Below are 24,920 nucleotides of genomic sequence, written 5' to 3'. Positions count from 1 at the left end.
TCGTGGACTTCATGATCGACACCCCGGACGTGGTAAAAAAAGCTGCCAAGGGAGTTTATGACAGCGCAGTCAGCAGCGTGGTTTCCGGTGCGGACTATGTGGGCGACAAGGTTTCGGAGGGCGCGCAGTATATCGGTGACGCAGCCGTGGCGGTCGGCAACAGCATCGTAAGCGGTTTCAATTACACTCTGACCAAGGCTCAACAGGCGGGCCGAGCGGTCAAAGACGGCGTCGCCTATGTCTATGACGAGTCGAAAAAGACATTCACGGCAATCACGGTCGGCGCCACCGTTGCGCTTTGCGAAACGGCGCGGGCCGCAAAGTTCGTCACGGCGGCTGCGTGGAACGAACTGGTCAATCAAGTCGCGTCCGTAGGCGCCAATAAATTGTCCAATACTGACATCGATGCGCAGTTGCGTGAGTTGGTGGAATACTTCTCTCCGGATCCGAGCATGGATCAAAGTCGCGACGGCGAGCGGATCGAGGCGGACGACTGCGGCTGCCAGTCTCCCGGCGGGATACGCCCGCCGAACTGCAGCCAGAAGTCTGGGACGTTGCCCAAGGCCCATTACGTCAACGGCATCAACACAAACATCGCCGGGCATTGCGCGACGTTGAAGAATTTGGCGAAGACCCTCTGCAAGGAAGTGTACGGAACCTACAACGCCACATCCGGCATAGGGGGCGACGTCGTGGAATGCGTCGACAACATAAGCCGCAGCGAGACAGTCCCCGCCACCCAGCTTGCCAAGGAAATCCTCGCCAACCTTGGCAAGGATCCGCCGCAAGAGATGGACCTGTATGCGCACAGCCAAGGTGGGTTGGTCACGCAGCATGCCGTGATCCAGGTAAAGAATACGCTGACCGCCAACTACATCGCCACACACTGTCAGGGACACACGCCAACCGCCACGGAAGCTGCGGCAGCCCAGAAGGACACGCTCGCGCGGATGGCAAAACTGAAGATCAACAGTTTTGGCACGGCGGTCTTGGGGTGGCCGGAAGGGCCGCGCTACGAGAGCTATACGAACCTCGCCGATCCCGTGCCGCGGGTCATCATCTCGGCCCAGCTCAACCACATGGCGGAGACCTTTACCGACGGCAAGATTCTGTCTTCCATCTTGTTCGAGGAGCCGTATGCCAACCCCATCCGGGCTCACAGCATGGATGAGGTTTACATTCCCCGGATGAAGGCTGCGCGGCCTCCGCCGAACTGCCTGTGCAAATGAATGGAGACAATGCCGTGATCCGTCCCGATGAGGCCTTGGGGTTGCTGCACATCTGGGCTGTCACTGTGCATGCCACCGACGCCCCGCTGGACCCCATTCTGGCCGGCCGTGCCGGCTTCGTCGGCTCCGTGCTGTTGCAGTACGATGCCCGGCTTTCGCTGCTGATTGCCCGTGGGGTTGTCTTCTCGGACACCTCGACGCTCGTCAATCCGCAGGACACGTTCCGGCGGTTGGTCGGCTATGCCCGCCGCCATCCCGAAACGCTCGAAGGGGCAGGACTTGAACTGGCGGCCGGGAAGTCGACCGACGGCGGCGATGGGCGGATTGTCCTGCGCAGCGATTTTGCCGCTCCCCTACCGGGCGAGGACTTCGTCAGGGCTTTGCAGGTTTTGTCGCGCAATGCCGATATATGGCGCCGCAAATACGTAGAGAAGGCAATGCTCGGCATCGATTGAGGGCAGGCCCGCCGCGACCAAGCTCTAGGCGGGCGCGGCAGCCCGGCCGACCGGCCTCAGGACGGCTGGTTCGGCCGGCGGCGGGAGCGCAGGTTCAGCGCGGTGATGAAGTTGGGCTGCTGGCCGACCACCTGCCCCTGGGGAACCGGCTTCTTCGGGGCGGTGGACAGGAAACCGCCGACCCGGCCGCGCAGTTCGACCGAGTGATGCGCCGCCTCGTCCGCGGTTTGCGCCACCTGGCGGCGAACCGACGGTTCCAGCGTGTTGAAGGCGCGGGAGGCGAACTCGAAGGCCGGCTGCGATTTGGTGGCGATCACCTGACGCAGCGCCTTGGACACCAGCACCGTGTCGAGACCGCCCGGCCCTTCGACCCCATCCAGCACGTCGGCCAGGATGCCGATGGCCTGGAGCGTGCGGTTGTCGTCCAGCGAAAGGTCGTGAGCGTCCATACGGGTCTTCCGATCGTCTCAAGCGGTACGGGTCTCACCCTGAGGACACCCGGCTTCTACCGCTTGAATCATAGTGTTTGCCCCGGCATCTGGCAATGGACGGCAGCGCGGGCCAGCAGTGGATTCGTTAAGACCGTGGCGGCCACGCTACTCGGCGACGGTGGTCAGGACGGCGGAGCGGACGGCAATGGCGCCTTTGGCGTCGGCCGGCAGCGCCGCCAGAGCGGCGCGCAGGCCCGCCAGATAGGGACCGGCGGGCTCGACCTCCTCCCGGTCGGCGGGGAACAGCGGGTCGCGGGTCACCAGCGCCAGGATCATCGCCGGGCCGAAGGGCGGTGAGATGGTATAGATGCGGTCGGTCGCCGACTTCGCGACGCCGAGCGTCACCCGCCGCCCGGCCTCCACACGGTCGTCGGGGCGCAGGCGCATTGGCACCATGTGGATCACGCTGCCGTCGGTGTCGATGTAGTCGACGGTCAAATGGCCCGGCATGCCGGCGGTGACCGTGATCTCCAGCGTCTCGCCCTTGCGGTAGACCAGTGACGGCTTGTTGAGGGGCCGGTTGAAGCCGAGCGTCGGGGCGTCGGCCCCCTGCCCTTCCGGACTCTCCTTCGGCCCGCCAGCCAGCCCGGCGATGCCCAGCGCCTCGCACAGCGGCCAGGGCCGCACGGCGACCTGCGCATCGAGATCGATGCCGGGCGGCAGCGCGGTGAGCGCCGCCTTCAGGACACCGGCATCCTCGCTGCTGCCGACATAGCCGGCGATGCGCAGCCCCTTGCCGGTCTCCGTCGTTTCGACACCGGCGCAGGTCAGGCGGCCGACCGCCGCGTCCACCTGCCCACGGGCCTCGGCGGCGGTCGGACGCGGGGTGTCCACGGCCGGCGGCGGTGGGGATTGGGCCTGCGACACCCCGACCGTCAGGAGGCAGGCGATGCCGGCCGCCGCCGGAAGCCGGGCTCCCCAAAGTCGCGGGAATGACGGATCGGAGAGCACGGGGATCATGATGGGCACTTTCCAAACGGGCATTCAGGGCTTCGCCGGCTCCGGCGCCGCCAGCGGGAAGGGGTTCAGCTCGTTGCCACCGGTCTTGAAGATGGCGGACTGGTTCCACCGCTTCTCCCGCGCCAGACGCGGCACGGCGCGGTTCACATACTGGCCGAGCGTCAGGTTGTAGACCGCCTCGTCGCCCGGCAGCAGCGCCTTGCCCCTCAGCCCCTCCAACACCGCATGGGCGAAGATGCCGTTGCGGCCGTCATAGCTGTCGAGCGCTTCCTCCTGCTCCGACGAGGCCGCCAGCAGATAGCGCTGGCCCATGTCCTGGTACAGCTTGTCGACCGTGCCGGCGGACACCGCGCCCGAATGGCAGGTATCGAGCAGGACCAGCACGTTGCGGGCGGCGATGGCGCTGACCAGCCGGTTCAGATCCTTTTCCGACAGGCCCTGCCGGGTGATCGCCCCGGGCGTGGTGGCGGCCACGTCCTGGGTGATGAAATGGTACAGCTTGACCGACGGGTCCTTCGGCGACGGCACGATCACGCCATGGCCGGCAAGGTAGAGGACAACCGTGTCCTGTTCACGTGCCGCGGCTGCCAGCGCCTCCAGCCCGGACACGACGGCGTCGCGGCTCGCCTCCTCGTCATAGAGCGTCCGCGACAGCGCCAGCGACTGCTCCCGGTCGTAGGTCTCGGGAATTCGGCCGCGCACCGCCTCGGCGAAGGAGGAGGCGTCGGCACGGGCGAAGCGCAGTTGCGAGCCCGCCGGCCTGTATTTGTCGATGCCGACGACGAAGGTGATCAGCCGTGGCCGGTCCGGCACCTCCCGCGCCTTGCCGTCTTCCGCCTCCGCGACCGGTACCGGCGCCGGCGCCGGCAGAACGAAATCGACCAGGGCAGAGCGCTCGTAGATGGCGTCGGACCCGCTGTAGGCACGGATCTGCACGCGGTTGCTGCCCGGATCGAGCCGGACGGTGCTCACCCGCTCCTCCGGCACCGGCGCCTGGTCCTTGGCGACGTCGCCTGCGGCGGGCGGGGATGGCGGCGGCGGGGAGAGCTGCTCGGCAGGCTGCGGCGAGGGGGCCTTGGCGCGGGCGAAGGCGCGGGACTTGTCCTGGCCGCTGACGTTGCGGCCATTGCGGAAGAGATCGACCGACCCGATGCCGCCGCCGGTATCGGCGACACGGTAACGCAGGCGCACCGCACCGATCCCCTCCGGCAGCGTCACGGTCAGGCGGGGCGTGTCCGCCGTACCGTCGGGATCCGCCGCCTGGGCCGCCCCTTGCGGCGGCGCCTTGGCGGCTGCCGCCGCCGGTGCGGGGGCCGGGGCCGGCTCCTTGGCGCGCGCGAAGGCGCGGCTGACCGGCGTCATGTCCAGCGGATGGCAGGTTTCGGCATCCGCCGTCACCGCCGGGGCTGCGACTTGGGCGGCGGCCTCGACCGCACCGGTGCCGAGCGCCAGACCGCGGGAGGCGGCGGGCACGGTGCAGTAATCCAGCAGGGTCACCTGCGGACGGCGCTGGGTCAGCAGGCGGATGTCGCCGATGGCGGACAGGCGCGCCGCGATCTCCGCCTGCCCGGTCTGGCGCAGCCTGGCGCGCACCAGTTCGGGGGCGTCGAACACGCGGTAGACCTGCTTGAACTCCACCCATTGCAGCCCCTTCTTGCTGGGGTCGTTCAGGTGGAAGCCGACCAGGGTCTCGCCGCCGCTTTCGGAATGGTCGAAGAAGGCCTCCGGCGTCCACAGCACCCAGCGGCGGCCGTCGCGGTGCGGAAACAGCGCCGCCAGTTCCTCCAGCGGACGGGCGCCGCCGGACAGGGCATACCAGCGCAGCGTGCCGTCGCCCAGCGCCGCCACGGCGACCCGGCCGTCGGCCGACGCGACGACGCCCCACACGGCGGCCGGCACCTCGGCGCGGGCAAGCTCGGCCCCGGCGGAATCGAGCAGGCGCAGGCTGAACTCGCCACCCAGCAGGACGCGGCGCTGCGCCCCCAGCACGGTCACGCTGCGCGCCCACTCGCCGCTGTCCAGCTTCACCGGCTGGCCGTTGACCTTGGCCGCCCGGCTGTTGCGCCAGTCGGAGACGCCGATGCCCGGCCCCTCGGCCGACGGTCGGTTCAGGCCGGGCAGCGCCTCGGGCGCCGGCGTCAGGCTGCGGGCCAGCACGTCGAAGCGCATCGGCCGCCGGCCGCCCTGCTCCATGCCGAATTCCAGCACCAGACCGTCGTCCGACAGGCCGAAACGGCCGAGATGGATGTCGCGGTAATCGGCGATGTCGCCGATGCGGGCGAACAGCAGCCGGCCGGCCGGATCGAGCACGCCCCATCCGGGATCGGCGGCGGCGAAGGCCACCCCGCCGCCGGGCAGGGCCAGCAGATGGGTCACCGAATCGCGCGCCACGGGGGTGTCGGCGAAGGCGCCCTTGCCGCCGTCGGCCCAGCGGCGCACCACGTTGCGGGCGCCGTCCTGCGTCGCGGTGCCGGCGGCGACCAGCGCCGTTCCGTCCCAGGCGACGGCGGCGAAGCTGCCGCCGGAGATGCCGGTGGTCTTGGGCGACAGGCGCGCCTTCAGGTCGCTGCCGGACAGCACATCGACCCGCGTCTGGTCGGCATAGCCGACGGCCAGCAGCGAGCCGTCGGGCGAGAAGGCCACCGAATAGGGCATGCCGCTGCCCGGCTTGCGCTTGGCCTTCTGCTTGAAGCCGGCATCGTAGAGGCGGATGTTGCCGTCGAAGGACGCGGTGGCGAGCCGCCCGTCGGGCGAGAAGGCCAGCGCCGAAACCCGAGCGCCGTAGCCGGCATCCTCGGCGACCAGCTTGAAGCCGGCGCTGTCCCACACCCGGATGCCGGCGGTGCCGCCGAAGGCCCCGGCGACGAAGCGCCCGTCGGGCGAGAAGGCCAGATCGTTCAGCACCTGCGGCTGGCCGGCAAGGCGGGCCTTCAGCCGCTGGGCCTTCACGTCGAACAGATAGAGCGTGACGCCGTCGCCCCAGCTCGTGCCCGTGTTGCCGGCCGCCACGGCCAGCGACCCGTCGGCGGACAGGGCAATGGCATAGAGCGCCCCCTCGTCCCCCGCCTCCATCGGCACGCGCAGCACGCCCAGCGGCTCGCCGTCGCGGCTCCACAGCCGCAGTGACTTGTCGTTGGACACGGTGGCGATCAGCCGGCCCTCGGCATCGCTGGCCAGCCGGTTGACGCGGGCGGTGTGGCCGCCGGTCTCGATGCGCAGGAAGGCGCCGGTCGATGCGTCCCCCGCCAGCGCGCTTCCCACCGCCAGCCAGCCCAGCAGAAGGCCGAGGAGGGCCGCAAGGAGAGCGCCGGAGCGGATGCCAGTACAGGCACCGCGCCGAAGCCGCGCGATCGGGTGGGTGAGACAGCCGGCCATCGTCGGTTCCGCTTGCACTGAATGTCGAAGACCGCCCGGCCGCGGCACCCCTGGGGATGCTGCCGCCGGGCGGGTCCCATCGGACCTTGTCGGATCGCGCCTCAGGCCGCGCCTCAGACCGCGTCGAGGGTGGCTTCCTTCTGGGCGATCTGCTGGATGGTGTTGGTGGAGGCGTTGATGCGCTCCGACGTTTCGAAGGCGGTGTTGGTGCGCTGGACCACCTGCGACGGCGAGGCGGCGGTGGCGGTCGTGGTCTGCTTGGCCGGCTTCTTCTTGGTCTGCGCCTTGACCGCGGTCTTGGTGCGGATCTTCGCGGCGGCACCCGGCTCGATGTTGTCGGCGGCGATCAGATACTCGTCGCGGCGCTTGACGATGTTCTGGTTGATGCCGCTGGCGATGACGTAATCCTTGTCCAGCTGGCTGCGGATCAGCGCCAGCCGCTGCTCGGCCTCCGGCTTGCCGATGCGGTTCGCCTTGTAGTCGGCCTTGACCCGCGCGATCTCGGCGCGGCGGCAGTTGACCAGCTGGTCGAGCGCGACCTGGGTGCGGTCCAGGTTCTGGTTCTCGGTGTCGAGATCGTTCGCCACGCCCAGGATCGCCTGATCGCGGCCCTGCTGCATCCTGGAATTCCAGTAGCCGCCGAGCGTGCCCACGGCGGCCCCGGCCGCGGCGCCGATCAGGGCGCTCTTGAGGTTGCCGCCGGCCAGCGCACCGGTCAGAGCCCCAGCGCCCGCACCGATGGCGGCGCCCTTCAGCATATCCTCGGCGTAGAAATTGCCGGTCGAATCGAGGGCGACCCGGTACTGATAGCAGGCATCGGAACCGTCATTGGCGCCGATGCGGTCCTGCTGCGTGGTCACGCAGCCGCTGAGCGCTATGGCGACGATGGTGACGGAGAGGAGGCTTGCCCTGACACGGTTGCTTCGCATTGCCTGGATTCCCGTTTGCTTTTCTGTTCGATCGCGTCTTGCGTTTCAGATCCGAAACCGTGACCATCGGCGCCACCCCCCAGCGGCTTCTTCGTCACAATGGCTCGAACCCGGCTGCAACGCTGCCACAGCAACAACCCTGAAGGAAGGGGTCATTGCTACCAATTCGTGCAGTCTTTTAACTATCATCGGCCGTAACCCGTTCGGGCGGGTCGGCCTCTTCCGGGGTATCGGGGGCATCGAATGATTGCAGGATTGCGGCGGCTGACCGTGTTGGCGACGGTGTTCGCGGGCCTCTCGCTCGCCGCCGGGCCGATGCTGGCCGCGGGCCCGGCGCGGGCGGAAATCGCTGCGCTGGTGATCGGAATTGACAATTACAGCCGGATCAATCCACTCCAGGGGGCGGTCAACGACGCCCGCGACATCGCCGATGCGCTGAAGGGTCTCGGTGTGCGGAAACTGCGCCTGTTCGTCGATGGCGAGGCCGAGCGCAGCCGGATCATCGCCGCGTGGCGGCAGCTGATCGCCGAAACCTCCCCCGACTCGACGCTGGTGCTGACCTTCGCCGGCCATGGCGCACAACAACCGGAACGTGTGCCCGGCAGCGAGGCCGACGGGCTGGACGAATTCCTGGTGCTGGCCGATTTCGCCCCGCGCGGCCCCGGCACCGCGCAGCGTCTGACCGACGACGAGATCGCCGTCCTCTTCAAGGAGGCGGCGCCGCGCCGGGTGATCTTCGTTTCCGATTCGTGCCATTCCGGAACGATGACCCGCGCCTTCGACGACCGCGCCGGCAAGCTCGGCACGCGGGCGGCGACCATCGACGGCGTGCCGGTCGACCATATCGAGGGCGACGCCCTGCCCCTGCCCACCCGCGCCGCCTTGCAGGCGGAGGCGGAAGAGCAGCCGAACGTCACCTTCTTCGCCGCGGTGGCAGACGACGAACTGGCGCCGGAGGTGCTGATCGACCGCAAGCCGCGCGGCGCGCTGAGCTGGGCCTTTGCCAACGCGCTCCGCGGGCAGGCCGACCGCGACGGCGACGGCGTCGTCACCAAGGGGGAACTGGAGGCGCACATCCGCGGCGCCGTGCGCATGGCGCTGGAAGGGCGGCAGCATCCGCAGGTCCAGCCGCGCGGCCGGGGCGAGGTCCCGCTGATCGACCCGGTCGCCAGCCGGCCGAAGCCGCCCTCCCTGCTGCCGGCGGCAGGCGCCATCCCGCTGCGCATCCTGGGCAAGCCGGCGGCGGCCAAGACGCTGGCGGCGGGCTTCACCGGCATCGAGCCGGCCGGAAAGGACGATGCCGCCCTGGTCTGGGACAGCGCCTCCGGCGAGGTGGTCAGTTCGACGGGCGACGTGCTGGCCAGCATTCCCGGCGACCCGGCGGCAGCGGAGACCCGGCGGCGGGTGCAGGGGGTGATCGACAAATGGGCGCTGGTGCTGCGGGTGAAGGCGGCGGCGCAGGACCGCTCGCTCGCGCTGGCCGTCGAGCCGGGCGACCGCGATTACCGCAAGGGGGAGACGGTCTCGCTCGACATCGGCGGCAACAGCGGCACCTATTTCACCCTGATCAACCTCGCCGCCGACGGCACGGTGAACTACCTTTACCCGCTGGCGGACCGCAAGGACCCGCCGCAGATCCCGCGCGGCGGCCCCTACCGGCTGGCGCTGACGGTGGAGCCGCCCTTCGGCGCCGACCATTTCCTCGCCATCGCCTCGCCCAAGCCGATGGCGGCGCTGCAACGCGACCTCGCCGCCCTCGACGGCAAGCCGGCCGCCGCGGAGGTCGCCGCCCTGCTGAACCGCCATCTGGCCGGACAGCCGGTGGAGTTCGGCATCCACGGCGTCTACAGCACGGCGCGCTGAAGCAGGGCGCGCCGGCCGGCCGTCGCCGTGCCGTCAGCCGAGCGCCGGCAGTTGCGGGGCAAGCGCCAGATGCAGTTCGTGGCGTCCATCCTGCTGGCCGGGCCGGTGGCCGAAATCCAGCGCGATGCCCGACAGCGTCAGCCCGTTCGCCGCGGCATGGGCGTGGAGCCGGGCGAAGCCCTCGGCAATCGCCGCCTGCGGGCCGCCCTGCGCGGTGCGCAGGTAGCGGCCGGCGTCGAGGTCGAGGCGGGCCATGCCGTTCGGAATCTCGCTGGCCTTGGCCGCCATGAAGCCGACCAGCCGGCGGTGCAGCCCGCTCTCGTCCGGCAGCGACACCGCGGCGTAGGCGGCCGTTCCGACATCGGCGGCAAACACGCGCTCCCACGCGGCGGCGACGGCGGCGGGCAGTTCGTCGCCGCTCGCCTCCACCATGCAGCCGATGATGGTCAGTTCGGGAAAGCTCACGGTTTCGATCATCGACGGTCCCTTGGATGGCGACGGATTACAGGTCGGGATCGGCCAGCAGGCGGGCCAGAACCGGCCCCGCCGCCCCGCTGCCGACCGGGTGGCCATCGACCGCCACCAGCGGGCGCAGGCCCAGGCTGTTGGTCAGGATGGCCTCGTCGGCGCGGGCGAGGTCTTCCGGGGTGAGCGGTGCTTCCTCGGCGCCATGGCGCTCCAGGATCAGGGCGCGGCGGATGCCGGGAAGGGCGCCGTCGGTCAGCGGCGGGGTCAGCAGCCGTCCGCCGACCGAGAGAAACACATTGGCGACGCTCGATTCCGCCAGCCGGCCGGCGGCGTTCAGCAGCAGCGCCTCGTCGGCGCCGCGCTCCGCCGCCTCCTGCCGGGCCAGGATGGAATCGAGGTAATTCAGCGACTTCAGGCGCGACAGCGGCGAATGCTCGTTGCGACGGGTGCTGCGGGCGACGATGGCGGCCCCCGGAGCGGTCATGTGGGCGGCGGGCGCCACGGTCATCAGCAGGGTCGGCCGGGCATCGGCCGGCGGCAGCACCCCGCGCGCGCCGGTTCCGCGCGACAGGGTCAGGCGCAGCACACCGTCGGCAACGCCGGCCGCCCCGATCAGCGCCGCCATCGCCCCGGTCAGTTCCTCGGCGCTGTAGGGCAGCGGCAGGCGGAGCAGTTCAACCCCAGCCGTCAGCCGGTCGAGATGGCGCGGCAAGTGGCGCGGCAAGCCGTCCTTGATCCGGATCGTCTCGAACAGCCCGTCGCCGAGCGTGAAGCCGCGGTCGGCCGGGTCGATCCGCGCTTCCGCCGCCTGGATCAACCGCCCGTTCAGCCAGATCGTCATCGCGTTCCCTCCCCCACCAGTTCCCCCGCCGCGCGCAGTTGGGCACGGGCCTTGACCAGCATTTCCTCATGCTCGTCCGCCGGATCGGAATCGGCGACGATGCCGCCGCCGGCCTGGGCAATCACCGCGTCCGGCGTCACCGACAGGGTGCGGATGACGATGTTGCTGTCCATGGCGCCGTCGAAGCCGATCCAGGCGACCGAGCCGCAATAGGCGCCGCGGCGGGCGACCTCCAGCTCGTCGATGATCTGCATGGCGCGGATCTTCGGCGCGCCGGTGATCGATCCGCCGGGACAGGCGGCGCGCAGCAGATCGACCGGCCCCAGCCCCGGCAAGAGGCGGGCGGTGACGACGGACACGAGGTGATGGACGGTGGCGAAGCTCTCCAGCCCAAACAGCACCGGCACCCTGACGCTGCCGATCTCCGACACGCGCGCAAGATCGTTGCGCAGCAGGTCGGTGATCATCAGGTTTTCCGCCCGGTCCTTGATGCTGGCCGACAGTTCCGCCGCAGCCGCCGCGTCGGCCGCCGGATCGGCGTGGCGCGGGCGGGTGCCCTTGATCGGCCGCGTCTCGATCCTGCGGTCGGCGCTGAGCCGGATGAAGCGCTCCGGCGACGCCCCGGCGAGCCGCAGCCTGGGGCCGTAGTTGAGGAAGGCGGCGAAGGGGGCCGGGCTCAAGGCGCGCAGGCGTTCGTAGAGCGCGTAGGCGTCGATGACCCCGCCGGTATCGGCCAGGAAGCGCTGGGTGAAGTTCGCCTGATAGATGTCGCCGGCTCGGATATACTCCAGGACCCGCCCGACCCGGTCGAGATAGTCAGGGCGCGACAGCTCAGACCGCCAGCGCAGCGGCGCCGGGCCGGCCGATTGTTCCGGAGGCGGAACGGATAGCCGCGCCGCCATGCGGCGGGCGCGGTCCTCCGCCTCCGGCCGGGCGGCGATCACCCAGGCACGGCCCTCCTGCCGGTCGAAGGCGGCGACGACATCGTAGAGGCCGAAGGCGAAGTCCGGCTGGCCGCCCGGATTGCCATGGCGGGAGATCAGGCCCTCCAAAGCCGTTCCGGCTTCGTAACCGACGAAGCCCACGGCCCCTCCAGTGAAGGGAACCGGGCCGCCGGAGGGGAGCGGACAGGCCGCCAGCGCCCGCTCCAGCGCGTCGAAGGGGCTGCCGCCGACCGACCGACCATCGACCAGGGTCTGCCCGCCGGTGGCCTCGATTGTTTGGAACGGCTCCGCAACGATGTAGGAATAGCGCCCGTTCTGCGGATGGGGGGCGGCGCTGTCGAGCAGCATCGCCCAGGGCTCGGCGCTCCAGGGGCGGAACAGGGCGGCGGGATCGCCGCAGGAGATCGGGATCGTCAGCATGGCTGTAGGCAAGTTGACAGCGGCTTACATCAAGATGGTGGCGCCGCCATCGACGACCAGGACATGGCCGTTGACGTAGGACGCGGCGGCCGAGGCCAGGAACACCGCCGCCCCGGCGATCTCCTCCGGCCGGCCCCAGCGGCGCAGCGGCGTGCGGTTGGCGAAATAGGCGCCGCGTTCAGGATCGCCGGCAATCGCCGCATTCGTTTCGGTTGCGAAAAAGCCGGGCGCGATGGCATTACTGGTCAGGCCCTGCGCGCCGTATTCGGCGGCCAGCGCCCGCACCATGCCGTTCAGCCCGGCCTTCGCCGCGGCATAGACGCTGTCGTTGGCCCGCGCGATCTGCCCGGCGACGGAGGTGACGGCGATCAGCCGGCCACGCCTGCGCGGCAGCATCAGCCGCGCCGCCTCCCGCGCCAGGATCAGACTGGACGCCAGATCGACGTCAAGAAGGCTGGTGATCTCTTCGTCGGTCAGGTCGGCCAGCGGCTTGCGGTTGCGCTGCCCGACATTCTGGACCAGCACGTCGAGCCGGCCATGCTCGCGGTCGATCCGCGCGAAGGCGTCGCGCACCGCCGCCCGGTCCGCCACGTCGAAGGCCAGCGCCGACGCGCTGCCGCCAGTGGCCTCAATCTCGGCGACCCGGGCCTCCAGCGTCGCGGCGTCGCGGCCGTTCAGCAGCACATGTGCGCCCGAGCCGGCCAGCGCCCGTGCGATCTCAAGCCCCAGCCCGCGCCCCGAGCCGGTGACGAGCGCCACCTGACCGGCCAGCGAAAAAGTCGACAGGTAGGCCAAATTGGAAGGAGTCGTCGCGGTCATCTCTGCCCCCTGTCCGGTGCGGCGTTGCAACGGTCATTTAGCAGACGCAGCAGCCCAAGGGCAGCCCCGGAAATGGAAAAGGGGCGCAAAGCCTGCGCCCCCTTCCCCATCACGCGTCATCCGGTCAGTGGACAGAGGCCTCGCGGCGGGCGGCGGAACTCGCCACCGGCGGCAGGGCGAAGCCGAGCGGCGGGCGTTCCGGCGCCTTGAAGCCGTGCGCCCGGTCCTCCTCGACCACCACGCCGTCCAGAGCCAGCTGGCCGTCGACCACCGACAGGGTCATGGTGGTCTTGCCCTCCACCTCCTCGTCGAGCAGACGCTCGGCGATGGGATCCTCGACAAGGCCCTGGATGGCCCGCTTCAACGGGCGGGCGCCGAAGGCCGGATCCCAGCCCAGATCGCCCAGCCGCCGCTTGGCAGCCGCATCCGCCGCCAGGGTGACGCCACGCTCGGCCAGCCGCTCGTTGACGCGGGACAGCTGGATGTCGACGATCCGCGACATCTGGTCCCGGCCCAGCCTGCGGAAGATCAGGACATCGTCCAGCCGGTTGAGGAACTCCGGCCGGAAGGCCTTGCGCACCGCATCCATCACCTCCACCGTCACACCGGCCATGTCCTCGTCGTCGCCCAAGGCGCTCAGCGCCTCGGCCCCCAAGTTGGAGGTCATGATGAGAATGGCGTGGCGGAAGTCGGCGGTGCGGCCCTGCCCGTCGGTCAGCCGCCCGTCGTCGAGCGCCTGCAACAGGACGTTCAGCACGTCGGGATGCGCCTTCTCCACCTCGTCCAGCAGCACGACCTGATAGGGCCGGCGCCGGATGCGTTCCGCCAGCGAGCCGCCGTCGTCATAACCGACATAGCCCGGCGGCGAGCCGATCATGCGGCTGACCGCGTGCTTCTCCATGTACTCCGACATGTCGAGCCGGGTGATCGCCGTCTCGTCGTCGAACAGGAAGGACGCCAGCGCCTTGGCCAGCTCGGTCTTGCCGACGCCGGTCGGCCCCAGAAACAGGAAGGAGCCGGTCGGGCGGCTGGGGTCCTTCAACCCGGCACGGGCGCGCCGCACCGCCTTGGACACCGCGCGCACCGCCTCTTTCTGGCCGACGACGCGCTCACCCAGCTTGTCCTCCATGCCCTTCAGCCGCTGGCGTTCGCCTTCCAGCATCCGCTCGACCGGGATACCGGTCCAGCGGGTGACGACGGCGCCGATGTCCTTGGCCGTCACCTCGTCACGCTCGGCACTGGCGCGCGATTCGGCCTCGGCCAGACGCTTCTCCAGATCGGGCACCACGCCATAGGCAAGCTCGCCGGCCTTGGCCCAGTCGCCGTCGCGCTGGGCGCGCTCCAGCTTCGTGCGGGCTTGGTCAAGCTCTTCCTTCAGGCGGCGGCCCTCGGTGCGGCGGGACTGCGAGGCGCGCCACTCCTCCTCCATCGAGGTCTGGCGGGCTTCCGCTTCGACCAGTTCGCCGTCCAGCACATGCAGGCGTTCCTGTGAGGCGGCGTCCGGCTCGGCCTTCAGCGCCTCGCGCTCGATCTTCAGCTGGGCGACGCGGCGGTCGACGGCATCGAGCGCCTCCGGCTTGCTGTCGATGGCCATGCGCAGGCGGCTCGCCGCCTCGTCGACGAGGTCGATGGCCTTGTCAGGCAGCCGGCGGTCGCCGATGTAGCGCGCCGACAGGCTGACCGCCGCGACCACCGCCGCGTCGGCGATGCGCACGCCGTGATGGACCTCGTACTTGCCCTTGATGCCGCGCAGGATCGACACCGCGTCGTCGGCCGACGGCTCGTCCACCGTCACCGGCTGGAAGCGGCGGGCCAGCGCGGCGTCCTTCTCGATGTATTTGCGGTACTCGTCCGGCGTGGTGGCGCCGACGCAGCGCAGCTCGCCACGCGCCAGCGCGGGCTTCAGCATGTTGGCGGCGTCCATCGCCCCGTCGGTGCGGCCGGCGCCGATCAGCGTGTGCAGCTCGTCGATGAACAGGATGATGCGGCCGTTGGCCTCCTGCACCTCGCTCAACACAGACTTCAGCCGCTCCTCGAACTCGCCGCGGAACTTGGCGCCGGCCAGCAGTGCCGTGAGGTCGAGCGACAGGACGCGGCGGTCCTTCAGCCCTTCCGGCACGTCGCCGGAGGCCAGGCGCTGGGCCAACCCCTCGACCACGGCGGTCTTGCCGACACCGGGGTCGCCGATCAGGACGGGGTTGTTCTTGGTGCGGCGAGCCAGCACCTGGATGGTGCGGCGAATCTCGTCGTCACGGCCGATGACCGGGTCGAGCCGGCCCTGCCGCGCCTCTTCGGTCAGGTCGCGGGTGTAGCGGGCCAGCGCCTCGCCGGCCGTCGTCTCGGTCTCGGCGTCGGCGGGATGGTCCTTGCGCTGGGCATCGGCGGCGGCGGCCAGCGCGTCGGCATCGACGCCGGCGCGGCGGAACAGCGCGCGCAGCGGACCGCTCTGACGGGCAAGGCTCTCCAGCAGGCGTTCGGCGGTGACGAAGCGGTCGCCGCCGGTACGGGCCGAGGCGACGGCGCCCTGCAACACGGCGGCCAGCGCCGGCGACATGTAGAGCGGCTGCGGACCGTCGTTGGCGCCGGCCTGGACCGGCGCGCGGGACAGCTGCTCCTCGGTCGCGGATTTCAGCAGATCGGGGTCGCCGCCGGTGTCGCGCACCAGACGCGCCGCCACGCCGCTGCCCTCGTCGATCAGGGCCTTCAGCAGATGTTCGGGGAGAAGCTGTTGATGCCGCTCGGCAAGGGCGGCGATCTGCGCGGCCTGAATGACGCTGCGCGCACGATCGGTGAATTGACCGAAGTCCATCCGGCACTCCGTTTCCATGGTCTTCCGCCCAGTCATCCGGCGCGGAACGGCGCCTCCGCAGTCCGCAAAATGCGCGACCGCCCGGTGCCTGATGGGTAAATGGTTAACGGATTTGCGGCGATCAAGAGGGGGACCCGCGAGGAGATGCATCCGGCCGCATGGACGGCGCGGCCATATTGACACACGATCCCCGCCGCCCCTTTCATAGCGCCATGGTATGGACGGCAAGGGGTCCGGCGGGATGGATGTGCGGCAGCTTCGCTATTTCCTGGGCATCGTCGAGCATGGCTCGATCTCCCGCGCGGCGGATACGCTGCGGGTGGCGCAGCCGGCGCTCAGCCTGCATCTGAAGCGGCTGGAGGAGGATTTCGGCTGCCAGCTGGTGCTGCGCACGGCGCGCGGCGTGGTACCGACGGAAAGCGGGCGGCGGCTGGCGCAGCGGGCGGCGGCGCTGATCGGCCAGATGGACGGGCTGCGCGACGAGGTCAGGGCGGTGGAGGCGGTGCCGGCGGGTCCGGCCACCGTCGGCATTCCGACCTCGCTGGGGCCGGTGCTGACCGTGCCGCTGGCGCTGGCGGTGCGGCGCACCCATCCGCAGATCAGGCTGCGGGTGGTGGAGGGGCTGTCCGGCCACATGCTGGAATGGGTGCTGTCGGGGCAGCTCGACCTCGCGCTGGTGTTCGGCACCAAGGAGATGGGCGGGCTGGAGACCGAGCTGGTGGCGCGGGAGAAGCTGCATCTGGTTGGGCCGGCCGACGACCCGCTGCTGCGCGGCCGCAGCGCCATCCCCTTCGCCGAAGCGCTCTCCCTGCCGCTGATCCTGCCCGGCCGCCCGCACGGCGTGCGCGAGGAGGTGGAGCATGCCGCCCTGCTGGCGCGGGCAAGCGTCACCGTGGCGCTGGAGATCGACGCGCTGGAGCAGATCAAGGCGCTGGTGGCGGAAGGCTGCGGCTATACCGTGCTGTCGGACCGGGTGGCACGCCACGGCGTGGCGGCGGAGCGGCTGACCGGCCTGCCGATCGCCGATCCGCAGATCGACCGGACCATCCTGCTGGCCCATGCCGCCGGCCGGCCGATGTCGGCCGCCGCCCGCGCCACCCACGCCATCCTGTCGGACATCCTGTCCGGCCTGACGCAGGACGGCGGCTGGCGGTGAGGCCCGGATAAAGGGAGGGGGAATACGTGAGAGCGGCATACCCCCCTGCTGCCGGCCGGCGCATCGCTGCGGACCATTTTTGCCGCAGGAATCCACGGCCCATGGCCTTGCCCCCGCCACAGTGCGGCGATACCGTGCAGCCCACGCCGCAGCCGTTCCGTGGAACCATGCACGACATCGTCATTCAAGTCCTCGGCGTCGCCGGGCTTCTCGCCCTCGTCAGTTTCCTGCCGCCCCTCGCTGCCCGCTTCCAGATGCCCTATACGGTGCTGCTGGCCGGCGTCGGCGTGGCGCTGGGGGCCGTGATCCAGACCTTCGCCGGGCCGGGCAAGGATCCGCTGCACGACTTCCTGAATTCGCTGGCCGAGCTGGACGTCTCGTCCGACGTGCTTCTGCACGTCTTCCTGCCGATCCTGCTGTTCGAAACGGCGCTGGCGGTCGATGTGCGGCGGCTGTTCGAGGATCTGGGGCCGATCCTGCTGATGGCGGTGGTGGCGGTCTTCGTCTGCACCTTCGCCGTCGGCTATGCCGTCAACCTGTTCACCCCGCTGCCGCTGGTCGCCTGCCTGCTGCTGGGCGCCATCGTCGCCTCAACCGACCCGGCGGCGGTGATCGGCATCTTCCGCGACCTGGGCGCGCCGAGACGGCTGACCACGCTGGTCGAGGGCGAGAGCCTGCTGAACGACGCCGCGGCCATCGCGCTCTTCACCCTGCTGCTGGAAATGCTGACGCGCACCTCCCACGGCGGGGCGGCGGCGGCGGCGGTGGATTTCCTGCGCGACTTCTCCGGCGGCGTCGTCACCGGCTATGTCTGCGGCCGCATCGTCTGCATGCTGGTGGAGCCGGTGCGCAACCAGCCGATGGCGGAGATCACGCTGACGGTGGCGCTGGCCTACCTGTCCTATGTTCTGGCCGACCATTATGTCGGCGCGTCGGGCGTGGTGGCGACGGTGACCTCGGCGCTGGTCATCGGGTCGGTCGGGCGCACCCGCATCTCCCCGGCCACCTGGGGCGCCATGGAGCATGTCTGGCAGCAGCTGGGCTTTTGGGCCAACTCCATGATCTTCCTGCTGACCGCCATCCTGGTGCCGCGCCTGCTGGCCGATGCCGGCTGGGCGGAGGTCGGGCTGGTGGTGGTGGTGGTGCTGGCGGCCTTCGCCGCGCGCGCGGTGGTGCTGTTCGGGCTGCTGCCGGTGCTGTCCTGGGCCGGGCTGGCGCAGAAGGTCAGCAATTCCTACAAGTCGGTGATGCTGTGGGGCGGCATGCGTGGGGCGGTGTCGCTGACGCTGGCCCTGGCGGTGACCGAGAATTTCCGGGTGCCCGACAAGCTCCAGAGCTTCATCGCGGTGATGGTCACCGGCTTCGTCTTCGTCACGCTGTTCGTCAACGGCACCACGCTGCGCTGGCTGATCCGCCTCTTGAAGCTGGACGAGCTGACGCCGGTGGAGCGCGCCATGCGCAACCGGGCGCTGGCGCTGTCCACCGACAGCATCCGCGACCGCGTCTCCGCCGTCGCCCAGACCTATGAGGTCGACGGCGCGGTCAAGGACGTGATGATCGCCCGCTACGAGGAGCGGCTGAAGAAAATCGACCGCGACAGCCAGGAGGAGGCCAAGCTGACCGACGAGGACCGCGTCACCATCGGCCTCGTCATCCTGGTGAACCGCGAGGAAGAACTCTATTACGCCCACTTCTCCGAAGGGGTGGTGTCGCGCGCGGTGATGGAGATGCTGGCCGGCCGCAGCGGGCGCCTGCTCGACGCGGTCAAGAGCCAGGGCCGCAACGGCTATCGCGCCTTCGAGGAGCCGTTCATCGCCTTCTCCCCCTGGATGCGGACCGCCAGCTGGCTGCAACGCCGCTTCGGCATCCACAGCCCGCTGGCCCGGCGGCTGTCGATGCGGTTCGAGGTGCTGGTCGCCGTGCGCACGGTGCTGCGCGAGCTGCTGGCCTTCACCCGCGACCGGCTGGCCCGCGTGCTGGGCCAGGAGGTGGCGTTCGAGCTGGAGGGCATGCTGGTCGGCCGGCTCGGCATCGTCGAGCAGGCGCTGGCGGCTCTTAAGCTGCAATATCCCGACTACGCGGTGGTGCTGCAGAGCCGATATGTCGGCCGGGCCGCGCTGCGGCTGGAGCATGCCGAATACCGCGCCATGCACGCCGAATCGATCATCAGCCAGGAGGTGCTGACCGACTTGGAGCGCGATTTGGAACAGCGGCGCCGGGTGCTGGAGCGGTTGCCGAAGCTGGACGTCCGCTTCGACGTGGCGGAGCTGGTGCGCCGCGTGCCGCTGTTCGCCGAACTGCCGGCGGAGCGGGTGGCAACCATCGCCACGCTGCTGCGCGCCCAGCTTGCGCTGCCGGGCGAGACCATCGTGCGCAAGGGCGAGCGCGGCGACGCGATGTTCTTCATCGCGTCGGGTGCCGTCGAGGTGCTGGTGCCGATGCTGGCGGAGCCGGTGAAGCTCGGCACCGGCGACTTCTTCGGCGAGATGGCGCTCCTGTCCCGCCAGCGGCGCAATGCAGACGTGCGGGCGCTGGGCTATTGCCAATTGCTGGTGTTGGATGAGAAGGATTTCCGCCGGCTGGTGCAGAAGGACGCGGATTTGCAGTCCCACATCCAGGCGGTCGCCGAAGCGCGCCGCCAGCCGACCCAGTCGTCTCCGGCCGTTCCGGCGGTGAGCTGACCGGACGGGGAAGGATTTTGGAGATGAGCGGGACCGCGACGGGCGGCCAGACCTGGCTGCGCCTGATGCCGGGCCTTTTCGTGCTGCTGTGGAGCACCGGCTTCATCGGTGCGAAATACGGCCTGCCTTATGTGGAGCCTCTGACCTTCCTGCTGATCCGGCTGGGGCTGGTCGCCGTGGTGCTGGCGCTGGTGGCGCTGGCGAGCCGGGCGCCCTGGCCGAAGGACTGGGCGACCGCCGGGCGGATCGCGCTGGCCGGGCTGCTGGTGCACGGCGTCTATCTCAGCGGCGTCTTCCTCGCCATCGCCCATGGTCTGCCGGCCGGCGTCACGGCGCTGATCGTCGGTATCCAGCCGCTGCTGACCGCCGCCCTGTCCGGCCCGCTGCTGGGCGAACGGGTCAGCGGCCGGCAATGGGTCGGCCTGCTGCTCGGCCTTGCCGGCGTCGGGCTGGTGGTGCGCGAGAAGCTGTCGGTCGACGCCGAGCACCTGGTCGGCATCGGCTATGCCATGGCGGCGCTGGTCGGGATCACGCTCGGCACGCTGTACCAGAAGCGCCACGGCGGCGGCATGGATCTGCGCAGCGGCACCGCCATCCAATATGCCGCCACCGCAGTCGTCCTGGCTGTGGTCGCCCCGCTGACCGAAACGATGCAGGTGCAGTGGACGGGCGAGTTCATCTTCGCCCTGCTGTGGCTCTGCTTCGTGCTGTCGGTCGGCGCCATCTTTCTGCTGTTCGCCCTGATCCGCCGCGGTGCGGCGGCCAAGGTCGCCAGCCTGTTCTACCTGACCCCGCCGGTGACGGCCCTGGTCGCCTGGATGCTGTTCGGCGAGAAGCTGGGCGTCGCAGCATTGGCCGGGATGGCGGTGGCGGTCTGCGGCGTGGCTCTGGTGAACCGGAAGTGAGGGTGGAGACGGTGGAGCGTCAGCCCCACTTCATCTCGCCGGTCGCCACCTTGGCACCGATTTCGAGCGAGATTGCCTTTTCGGCGTTGGGGTAGCGCCGCTTCATGGCGGCGATCAGATCGGCGCTCGTCTTCGCTTTGGCAAGCTCCTCCTCGAAGGCCAGGAGATAGGCCTTGGTGTAGGCGATGGCGGTTGCATCGGATGCGGCGCCCGGCGCGGCATGGCCGGCGACCACCGCAGCCGGATTGCGGGCGGCCATGGCGTCCAGCGCCTTCACCCAGGCGGCCCGCGCCTCCGCCGTCGGGGTATCGGCGGTCCAGACATGCAATCCCGACGTCACCAGCACTCCACCGAAGACGGCGCGCAGCGACGGCACCCACAGGTACCGGCGGTTCGCCATCCCCTGGAGATCGACGATTTCGATGGTCTGGCCTTCCAGCATCAGTGCGGCAGCGTCGAAGGGTTGCGGCATCACCACATCGGCCAGGGTCTGCGGGCCGTTCTCCTTCAAGGTCGGTCCCCAGACCGCGAGCTTCTTTTCGACATTGCCCTTGATCGCCTCGACAGTGGCCGAGGCGGCGATGATGCGGGCATCGGGGAAGGCCGCCCGCACGGGACCCAGGCTGAAATAGTAATCGGGATCGCTCTGGCTGACATAGATGGTCGTCAGCGTCTTGCCGGTCGCCTTGATGCCTTCGGCCAGCGCCTTGCCGTCGGACAGGGTGAAGCCGCCGTCGATCAGGATCGCTTCGCGGCTGCCGGACAGCAGGACCGGAGCGCGGAAGAAGCCGCTGTCACCGGCCGGAAATGCCCGCCAGTTCAGCGGAGCAGCAGACGGCGTCGGCGTGGCGGCAAGCGCGCCCGCCGGAGCCAGGAGGGTGGCTGCCCCCGCCAGCGTCAGGGCATGCGCAGCGGTGGCAAGGAGGTCCCTGCGTGTGATCATCGTCGATGTCCTTGAGTTCGGTGCGGGTTGGGTGTTCGCAGTCAGCCGGCGCTGAGAATGGCGGCCAGCCGGCCGGGCTTGGAGAAGAGGATTTCGGAATCGAGTTTGCGCCGGTGCGATCCGTCGTCGAACAGCAGGGTCGGCACGCCACTGGCGCGGTAAGCCGCCATCAGCTGCCGGCCACGCTCCACCCGCGCGGCGTCGGCGACCGTCAACTCATCAGCCCCCTCGGCGAAGAGCGACGCCGCGGCATCGAGCCCCAGGCCGGTCAGGATGTCGGTCAGCGTCGCCGCCGCGGTGATGTCGAGCCCGTCGGCATAGCGCGCCGACTGGATGGCGGCCAGCGCCGCGAACTCGCGGTCGGGCGCGGTCAGCGCGACCGCCGTCAGGGCCAGCGTCGCCGGACCGCTGTCGATCCTCTGGCTCCGGTCGCCCAGGACGCCTGTGCGGTAGTGTTCGCTGAAGACCTGCCCGGTCAGGGCGTGGATGCGCTGGTCGTAGGCCCAGGCATGAGCGGCGAAGCCGTCGTCCAGCGGCCGGGCGCCCGCGCCGGAAAACAGGCCGGTCGGCAGCAGTTCCAGCGCGAGATCTTCGACATCCGACAGCGACGCCATGGCCGGCGAAGCGCCGTAGCACCAGCCGCAGAGCGGGTCGAACAGATAGGTGACGGTCCTGGTCCGGCTCATGAACAGCATCCGTGGCTGGCGGTGGGGCGATGGAACGACCTTAACCCCGGCCGATTGTGCTGGGTAGCCGGTACAAAACCGACATATCGTATGCTATTGGCAAACAATGGTCAGGCGTCCGATGAGCGACCCGAGGCATCTGAACCGCATCGCCTATTTCGCCGCGGTGGTCGAAACCGGCTCCTTCACCGCGGCGGCGGCGCGGTTGGGCATCACCAAGGCGGTGGTCAGCCAGCAGGTGGCGAAGCTGGAGGAGGAGGTCGGCGCCAGCCTGCTGGTCCGCACCACCCGCAAGGTGCGGCCGACCGAGGCCGGCATGAGCTTCCATCGCCGCTGCGTCGTGATCCTGCGCGAGGCCGAGGACGCCTTCGGCGAGCTGGCGGAGACCGCGGCGGCGCCGTCCGGGTTGCTGCGGCTGACCGCCCCCTTCGATTACGGGGTCGCGGTGGTCGTTCCGGCCATCGCCGCCTTCGTCGCCGCCCACCCGGCCTGCAAGGCCGACATGGCGCTGTCCGACCAGTCGCTCGACCTCGTCGGCGGCACCTTCGATCTCGCCATCCGCGTCGGCTGGCTGGCCGACACCAGCCTCCAGGCCCGCCAGTTCGGCAGCTTCCGCCAGCTTCTGGTCGGCACCCCCTCTCTGGCCGCGCAGATTGGCGAGGAAGCCGGGCCGGAGGACATTGCCGCCCTGCCCTTCGTCGCCAACACGGTGCTGCGCACCCCGCTGAGCTGGCAGTTCAGCGCCGTGACCGGCGAAGTGCGCACGGTGTCGCCGCGGGCATCCATCGCGCTGGACGCCACCTTCGCCGTGCGGGAGGCGGTGCGCGAGGGAGCCGGGCTGTCGGTCCTGCCGGATTACTGCGTGGTCGACGATCTGGCGTCCGGCCGGTTGGTCCGCCTCCTGCCGGGCTGGAGCCTGCCGCCAGGCGGCATCCATGCCGTCTTTCCCGCCGCCCGCTTCCGCCCGACCAAGGTTCGGGCCTTCGTCGATCTGCTGACCGAACGCGAGCGGCGGCGGATGGCGGGGTGAGCGGGTGCGAGGAGCGGGTGGGAGACCGGGGAGTCCGCAGCGACGGATCCCGCTGCGGCGAAATTTCGCTGGATCGTCCGCACGGTCAGCAATCTAATATGCCTGACAAATCAACAGATCCCTCGGGAGGGACGCGGATGGCGGACGGGATGGCAGGCGTGCTCGACTTCGGCAGCTTCGATTACATCATCGCCGGGGGCGGCACGGCCGGCTGCGTGCTGGCCAACCGGCTGTCGGCCGATCCCGACGTCTCGGTGCTGCTGCTGGAGGCCGGCGGCAAGGACAGCTGGATCTGGCTGCACATTCCCGCTGGCTACCTGTTCTGCATCGGTAACCCGCGCACCGACTGGTGTTTCAAGACGGAGGCCGAGCCGGGGCTGAACGGCCGCAGCATCCATTATGCCCGCGGCAAGGTGCTGGGCGGCTGCTCCTCAATCAACGGCATGATCGCCATGCGCGGTCAGGCGCGCGATTACGACGAATGGGCCGCCCTCACCGGCGACAGCCGCTGGAGCTGGAAGGAGGTGCTGCCGGTCTTCAAGGGCAGCGAGGATTACTGGCGCGGCGCCGACGAGATGCATGGCAGCGGCGGCGAATGGCGGGTGGAGCGGCAGCGGCTGCGCTGGGACCTGCTCGACCGCTTCGCCGAGGCGGCGCGGCAGGTCGGCATTCCCCGCAATGACGATTTCAACCGCGGCGACAATCTGGGCGTCGGCAGCTTCGAGGTGAACCAGAAGGGCGGCATCCGCTGGAGCGCCGCCAAGGCCTTCCTGCGCCCCGCCCTCGACCGCCCCAACCTGAAGCTCACCATCGATGCGGCCATCGACCGGGTGGAGATCGCCGACGGCCGCGCCACCGGCATCCGCTTCACCGTCAATGGGCAGCCGGCGCGGGCGGCGTCGAAGATCGAGACGGTGCTGGCCGCCGGGTCCATCGGCAGCCCGGCGATCCTCCAGCGCTCCGGCATCGGCCCGGCGGCGCATCTGAAGTCGCTCGGCATTCCGGTGGTGCTGGACGCGCCGGACGTCGGCGCCAATCTGCAGGACCATCTGCAACTGCGCATGATCTACAAGGTCGACGGCATCGTCACGCTGAACAAGCGGGCAGGCAACCTGTTCGGCAAGGCGATGATGGGGTTGGAATATGCGCTGTTCCGCAAGGGGCCGCTGACCATGGCGCCCAGCCAGCTCGGCGTCTTCGCCAAATCCTCGCCGGAGGTCGAAAGCGCCGACCTGGAATATCATGTGCAGCCGCTGTCGCTGGAGAAGTTCGGCGATCCGCTGCATGGCTTCCCCGCCTTCACCGCCAGCGTCTGCGACCTGCGCCCGGCGTCGCGCGGTTGGACCCGCATCACCAGCGCCGATCACCGCGCCAATCCGGCCATCGCCCCCTGCTATTTGTCCGATCCGGCCGACCGGGCGAAGGCGGCCAAGGCGCTGGCGCTGACCCGGCGCATCGTCTCGCAGCCGGCGCTGGCCCCCTACCACCCGCAGGAATACAAGCCCGGCCCCAGCTTCCAGACCGAGGAGGAGCTGGCGCAGGCCGCCGGCGACATCGGCACCACCATCTTCCATCCCGTCGGCACCTGCCGGATGGGCGGCGCGGACGACGCCACCGCCGTCACCGATGCGGAGATGCGGGTGCGCGGCGTGCGCGGCCTCCGGGTGATCGACGCCTCGGTGATGCCGACGCTGACCTCCGGCAACACCAACACGCCGACGGTGATGATCGCCGAGCGCGGCGCTGCCCTGATGCGGGCCGACCGCCGCGCCTCCCTGAGGGAGTAGCCCCGCCCGGACGCGCCGGCACCGCGCAAAACTTTCGCTGACTCAGCCAACAATCCGCAACAGGATTTTCCGGACCCCCCCGATCCCCGACCAACCCGCAAAATCATTTGCCTGCGAAAGGCGCAGACT

The 24,920-nt window shown here is 69.9% G+C and carries 19 protein-coding genes; 8 read left to right on the top strand and 11 right to left on the bottom strand.

Annotated elements, in window-relative coordinates; translation table 11 throughout:
- The first annotated feature begins 2 nt into the window (after positions 1–2).
- Positions 3–1,229: a hypothetical protein gene (locus CRT60_RS19110; RefSeq protein ID WP_098738135.1), complete on the top strand. Its 1,227-nt coding sequence runs from the start codon at positions 3–5 to the stop codon at positions 1,227–1,229.
- A 14-nt stretch (positions 1,230–1,243) separates the two neighbouring features.
- A complete protein-coding gene (locus CRT60_RS19105) occupies positions 1,244–1,684 on the top strand; it encodes a hypothetical protein (protein ID WP_143273321.1) in 441 nt (146 codons plus the stop codon).
- Between the two features lie 56 nt (positions 1,685–1,740).
- Here the strand turns inward: CRT60_RS19105 and CRT60_RS19100 are convergent, their stop codons facing one another.
- The 4 genes from CRT60_RS19100 to CRT60_RS19085 all read right to left on the bottom strand — a co-directional run bounded on the left by CRT60_RS19100 (position 1,741) and on the right by CRT60_RS19085 (position 7,439).
- Positions 1,741–2,133 carry a hypothetical protein gene (locus CRT60_RS19100; RefSeq protein WP_098738133.1) on the bottom strand — a complete coding sequence of 131 codons (393 nt, stop codon included), beginning with the start codon at positions 2,131–2,133 and terminating at the stop codon, positions 1,741–1,743.
- A gap of 147 nt (positions 2,134–2,280) precedes the next feature.
- Positions 2,281–3,135, bottom strand: a complete 855-nt coding sequence (locus tag CRT60_RS19095; protein ID WP_244592617.1) for a DUF4384 domain-containing protein — start codon at positions 3,133–3,135, stop codon at positions 2,281–2,283.
- Between the two features lie 24 nt (positions 3,136–3,159).
- A complete protein-coding gene (locus CRT60_RS19090) occupies positions 3,160–6,510 on the bottom strand; it encodes a caspase family protein (RefSeq protein WP_244592616.1) in 3,351 nt (1,116 codons plus the stop codon).
- A gap of 113 nt (positions 6,511–6,623) precedes the next feature.
- Positions 6,624–7,439: a YMGG-like glycine zipper-containing protein gene (locus CRT60_RS19085; RefSeq protein WP_098738130.1), complete on the bottom strand. Its 816-nt coding sequence runs from the start codon at positions 7,437–7,439 to the stop codon at positions 6,624–6,626.
- Between the two features lie 243 nt (positions 7,440–7,682).
- Here CRT60_RS19085 and CRT60_RS19080 point away from each other — a divergent pair, with 243 nt between their 5' ends.
- Positions 7,683–9,302, top strand: a complete 1,620-nt coding sequence (locus tag CRT60_RS19080) for a caspase family protein (RefSeq protein WP_098738129.1) — start codon at positions 7,683–7,685, stop codon at positions 9,300–9,302.
- A 33-nt stretch (positions 9,303–9,335) separates the two neighbouring features.
- On the opposite strand, the gene CRT60_RS19075 is transcribed toward CRT60_RS19080, so the two are convergent.
- The 5 genes from CRT60_RS19075 to clpB all read right to left on the bottom strand — a co-directional run bounded on the left by CRT60_RS19075 (position 9,336) and on the right by clpB (position 15,603).
- Positions 9,336–9,779, bottom strand: coding sequence for a GyrI-like domain-containing protein (locus CRT60_RS19075; RefSeq protein WP_098738128.1), 444 nt, complete (start codon positions 9,777–9,779; stop codon positions 9,336–9,338).
- A gap of 25 nt (positions 9,780–9,804) precedes the next feature.
- Positions 9,805–10,611 carry an aminotransferase class IV gene (locus tag CRT60_RS19070; RefSeq protein WP_098738127.1) on the bottom strand — a complete coding sequence of 269 codons (807 nt, stop codon included), beginning with the start codon at positions 10,609–10,611 and terminating at the stop codon, positions 9,805–9,807.
- Positions 10,608–11,975: an aminodeoxychorismate synthase component I gene (gene pabB / locus CRT60_RS19065; RefSeq protein WP_098738126.1), complete on the bottom strand. Its 1,368-nt coding sequence runs from the start codon at positions 11,973–11,975 to the stop codon at positions 10,608–10,610. The genes CRT60_RS19070 and pabB overlap by 4 nt, the downstream gene beginning before the upstream one ends.
- A 24-nt stretch (positions 11,976–11,999) precedes the next feature.
- Positions 12,000–12,794, bottom strand: coding sequence for an SDR family oxidoreductase (locus CRT60_RS19060; protein WP_098738125.1), 795 nt, complete (start codon positions 12,792–12,794; stop codon positions 12,000–12,002).
- Positions 12,795–12,918: 124 nt separating this feature from the next.
- Positions 12,919–15,603 carry an ATP-dependent chaperone ClpB gene (clpB, locus tag CRT60_RS19055; RefSeq protein ID WP_098738124.1) on the bottom strand — a complete coding sequence of 895 codons (2,685 nt, stop codon included), beginning with the start codon at positions 15,601–15,603 and terminating at the stop codon, positions 12,919–12,921.
- Positions 15,604–15,844: 241 nt separating this feature from the next.
- Here clpB and CRT60_RS19050 point away from each other — a divergent pair, with 241 nt between their 5' ends.
- From CRT60_RS19050 to CRT60_RS19040, 3 genes are all read left to right on the top strand, one after another.
- Entirely contained in the window at positions 15,845–16,759 is a 915-nt protein-coding gene (locus CRT60_RS19050) for a LysR family transcriptional regulator (protein WP_098738734.1), read from the top strand.
- A gap of 101 nt (positions 16,760–16,860) precedes the next feature.
- Positions 16,861–19,440 carry a cation:proton antiporter gene (locus CRT60_RS19045; RefSeq protein ID WP_244592615.1) on the top strand — a complete coding sequence of 860 codons (2,580 nt, stop codon included), beginning with the start codon at positions 16,861–16,863 and terminating at the stop codon, positions 19,438–19,440.
- A 23-nt stretch (positions 19,441–19,463) separates the two neighbouring features.
- Positions 19,464–20,345: a DMT family transporter gene (locus CRT60_RS19040; protein WP_098738122.1), complete on the top strand. Its 882-nt coding sequence runs from the start codon at positions 19,464–19,466 to the stop codon at positions 20,343–20,345.
- A 19-nt stretch (positions 20,346–20,364) separates the two neighbouring features.
- Here CRT60_RS19040 and CRT60_RS19035 read toward each other — a convergent pair whose 3' ends face one another.
- Together CRT60_RS19035 and CRT60_RS19030 are read right to left on the bottom strand one after the other, a co-directional pair.
- Entirely contained in the window at positions 20,365–21,288 is a 924-nt protein-coding gene (locus CRT60_RS19035) for an MBL fold metallo-hydrolase (RefSeq protein ID WP_098738121.1), read from the bottom strand.
- Between the two features lie 41 nt (positions 21,289–21,329).
- Entirely contained in the window at positions 21,330–21,974 is a 645-nt protein-coding gene (locus CRT60_RS19030; protein WP_098738733.1) for a DsbA family protein, read from the bottom strand.
- A 121-nt stretch (positions 21,975–22,095) separates the two neighbouring features.
- On the opposite strand from CRT60_RS19030, the gene CRT60_RS19025 reads away from it, so the two are divergent.
- Together CRT60_RS19025 and CRT60_RS19020 are read left to right on the top strand one after the other, a co-directional pair.
- Positions 22,096–23,004 (top strand): LysR family transcriptional regulator, encoded by a 909-nt coding sequence (locus CRT60_RS19025; protein WP_098738120.1) that lies wholly within the window; start codon positions 22,096–22,098, stop codon positions 23,002–23,004.
- A 149-nt stretch (positions 23,005–23,153) separates the two neighbouring features.
- Positions 23,154–24,791 carry a GMC family oxidoreductase gene (locus CRT60_RS19020; protein ID WP_098738732.1) on the top strand — a complete coding sequence of 546 codons (1,638 nt, stop codon included), beginning with the start codon at positions 23,154–23,156 and terminating at the stop codon, positions 24,789–24,791.
- The last annotated feature ends 129 nt before the right edge of the window (positions 24,792–24,920 follow it).

Origin of the sequence: Azospirillum palustre (genome assembly GCF_002573965.1) — a bacterium.
GTDB classification, from domain to species: domain Bacteria; phylum Pseudomonadota; class Alphaproteobacteria; order Azospirillales; family Azospirillaceae; genus Azospirillum; species Azospirillum palustre.
This window is presented reverse-complemented; position numbering and strand designations above follow the sequence as displayed.

What these genes read in the sequence shown, in the direction of transcription:
- CRT60_RS19030 (WP_098738733.1), bottom strand. Translation starts at nt 21,974, where the DNA reads ATGAGCCGGACCAGGACCGTCACCTATCTGTTCGACCCGCTCTGCGGC.
- CRT60_RS19100 (WP_098738133.1), bottom strand. Translation starts at nt 2,133, where the DNA reads ATGGACGCTCACGACCTTTCGCTGGACGACAACCGCACGCTCCAGGCC.
- CRT60_RS19075 (WP_098738128.1), bottom strand. Translation starts at nt 9,779, where the DNA reads ATGATCGAAACCGTGAGCTTTCCCGAACTGACCATCATCGGCTGCATG.
- CRT60_RS19040 (WP_098738122.1), top strand. Translation starts at nt 19,464, where the DNA reads ATGAGCGGGACCGCGACGGGCGGCCAGACCTGGCTGCGCCTGATGCCG.
- CRT60_RS19045 (WP_244592615.1), top strand. Translation starts at nt 16,861, where the DNA reads ATGGCCTTGCCCCCGCCACAGTGCGGCGATACCGTGCAGCCCACGCCG.
- CRT60_RS19035 (WP_098738121.1), bottom strand. Translation starts at nt 21,288, where the DNA reads ATGATCACACGCAGGGACCTCCTTGCCACCGCTGCGCATGCCCTGACG.
- pabB (WP_098738126.1), bottom strand. Translation starts at nt 11,975, where the DNA reads ATGCTGACGATCCCGATCTCCTGCGGCGATCCCGCCGCCCTGTTCCGC.
- CRT60_RS19085 (WP_098738130.1), bottom strand. Translation starts at nt 7,439, where the DNA reads ATGCGAAGCAACCGTGTCAGGGCAAGCCTCCTCTCCGTCACCATCGTC.
- CRT60_RS19090 (WP_244592616.1), bottom strand. Translation starts at nt 6,510, where the DNA reads ATGGCCGGCTGTCTCACCCACCCGATCGCGCGGCTTCGGCGCGGTGCC.
- CRT60_RS19060 (WP_098738125.1), bottom strand. Translation starts at nt 12,794, where the DNA reads ATGACCGCGACGACTCCTTCCAATTTGGCCTACCTGTCGACTTTTTCG.
- CRT60_RS19025 (WP_098738120.1), top strand. Translation starts at nt 22,096, where the DNA reads ATGAGCGACCCGAGGCATCTGAACCGCATCGCCTATTTCGCCGCGGTG.
- CRT60_RS19070 (WP_098738127.1), bottom strand. Translation starts at nt 10,611, where the DNA reads ATGACGATCTGGCTGAACGGGCGGTTGATCCAGGCGGCGGAAGCGCGG.
- clpB (WP_098738124.1), bottom strand. Translation starts at nt 15,603, where the DNA reads ATGGACTTCGGTCAATTCACCGATCGTGCGCGCAGCGTCATTCAGGCC.
- CRT60_RS19095 (WP_244592617.1), bottom strand. Translation starts at nt 3,135, where the DNA reads ATGATCCCCGTGCTCTCCGATCCGTCATTCCCGCGACTTTGGGGAGCC.
- CRT60_RS19080 (WP_098738129.1), top strand. Translation starts at nt 7,683, where the DNA reads ATGATTGCAGGATTGCGGCGGCTGACCGTGTTGGCGACGGTGTTCGCG.
- CRT60_RS19050 (WP_098738734.1), top strand. Translation starts at nt 15,845, where the DNA reads ATGGATGTGCGGCAGCTTCGCTATTTCCTGGGCATCGTCGAGCATGGC.
- CRT60_RS19020 (WP_098738732.1), top strand. Translation starts at nt 23,154, where the DNA reads ATGGCAGGCGTGCTCGACTTCGGCAGCTTCGATTACATCATCGCCGGG.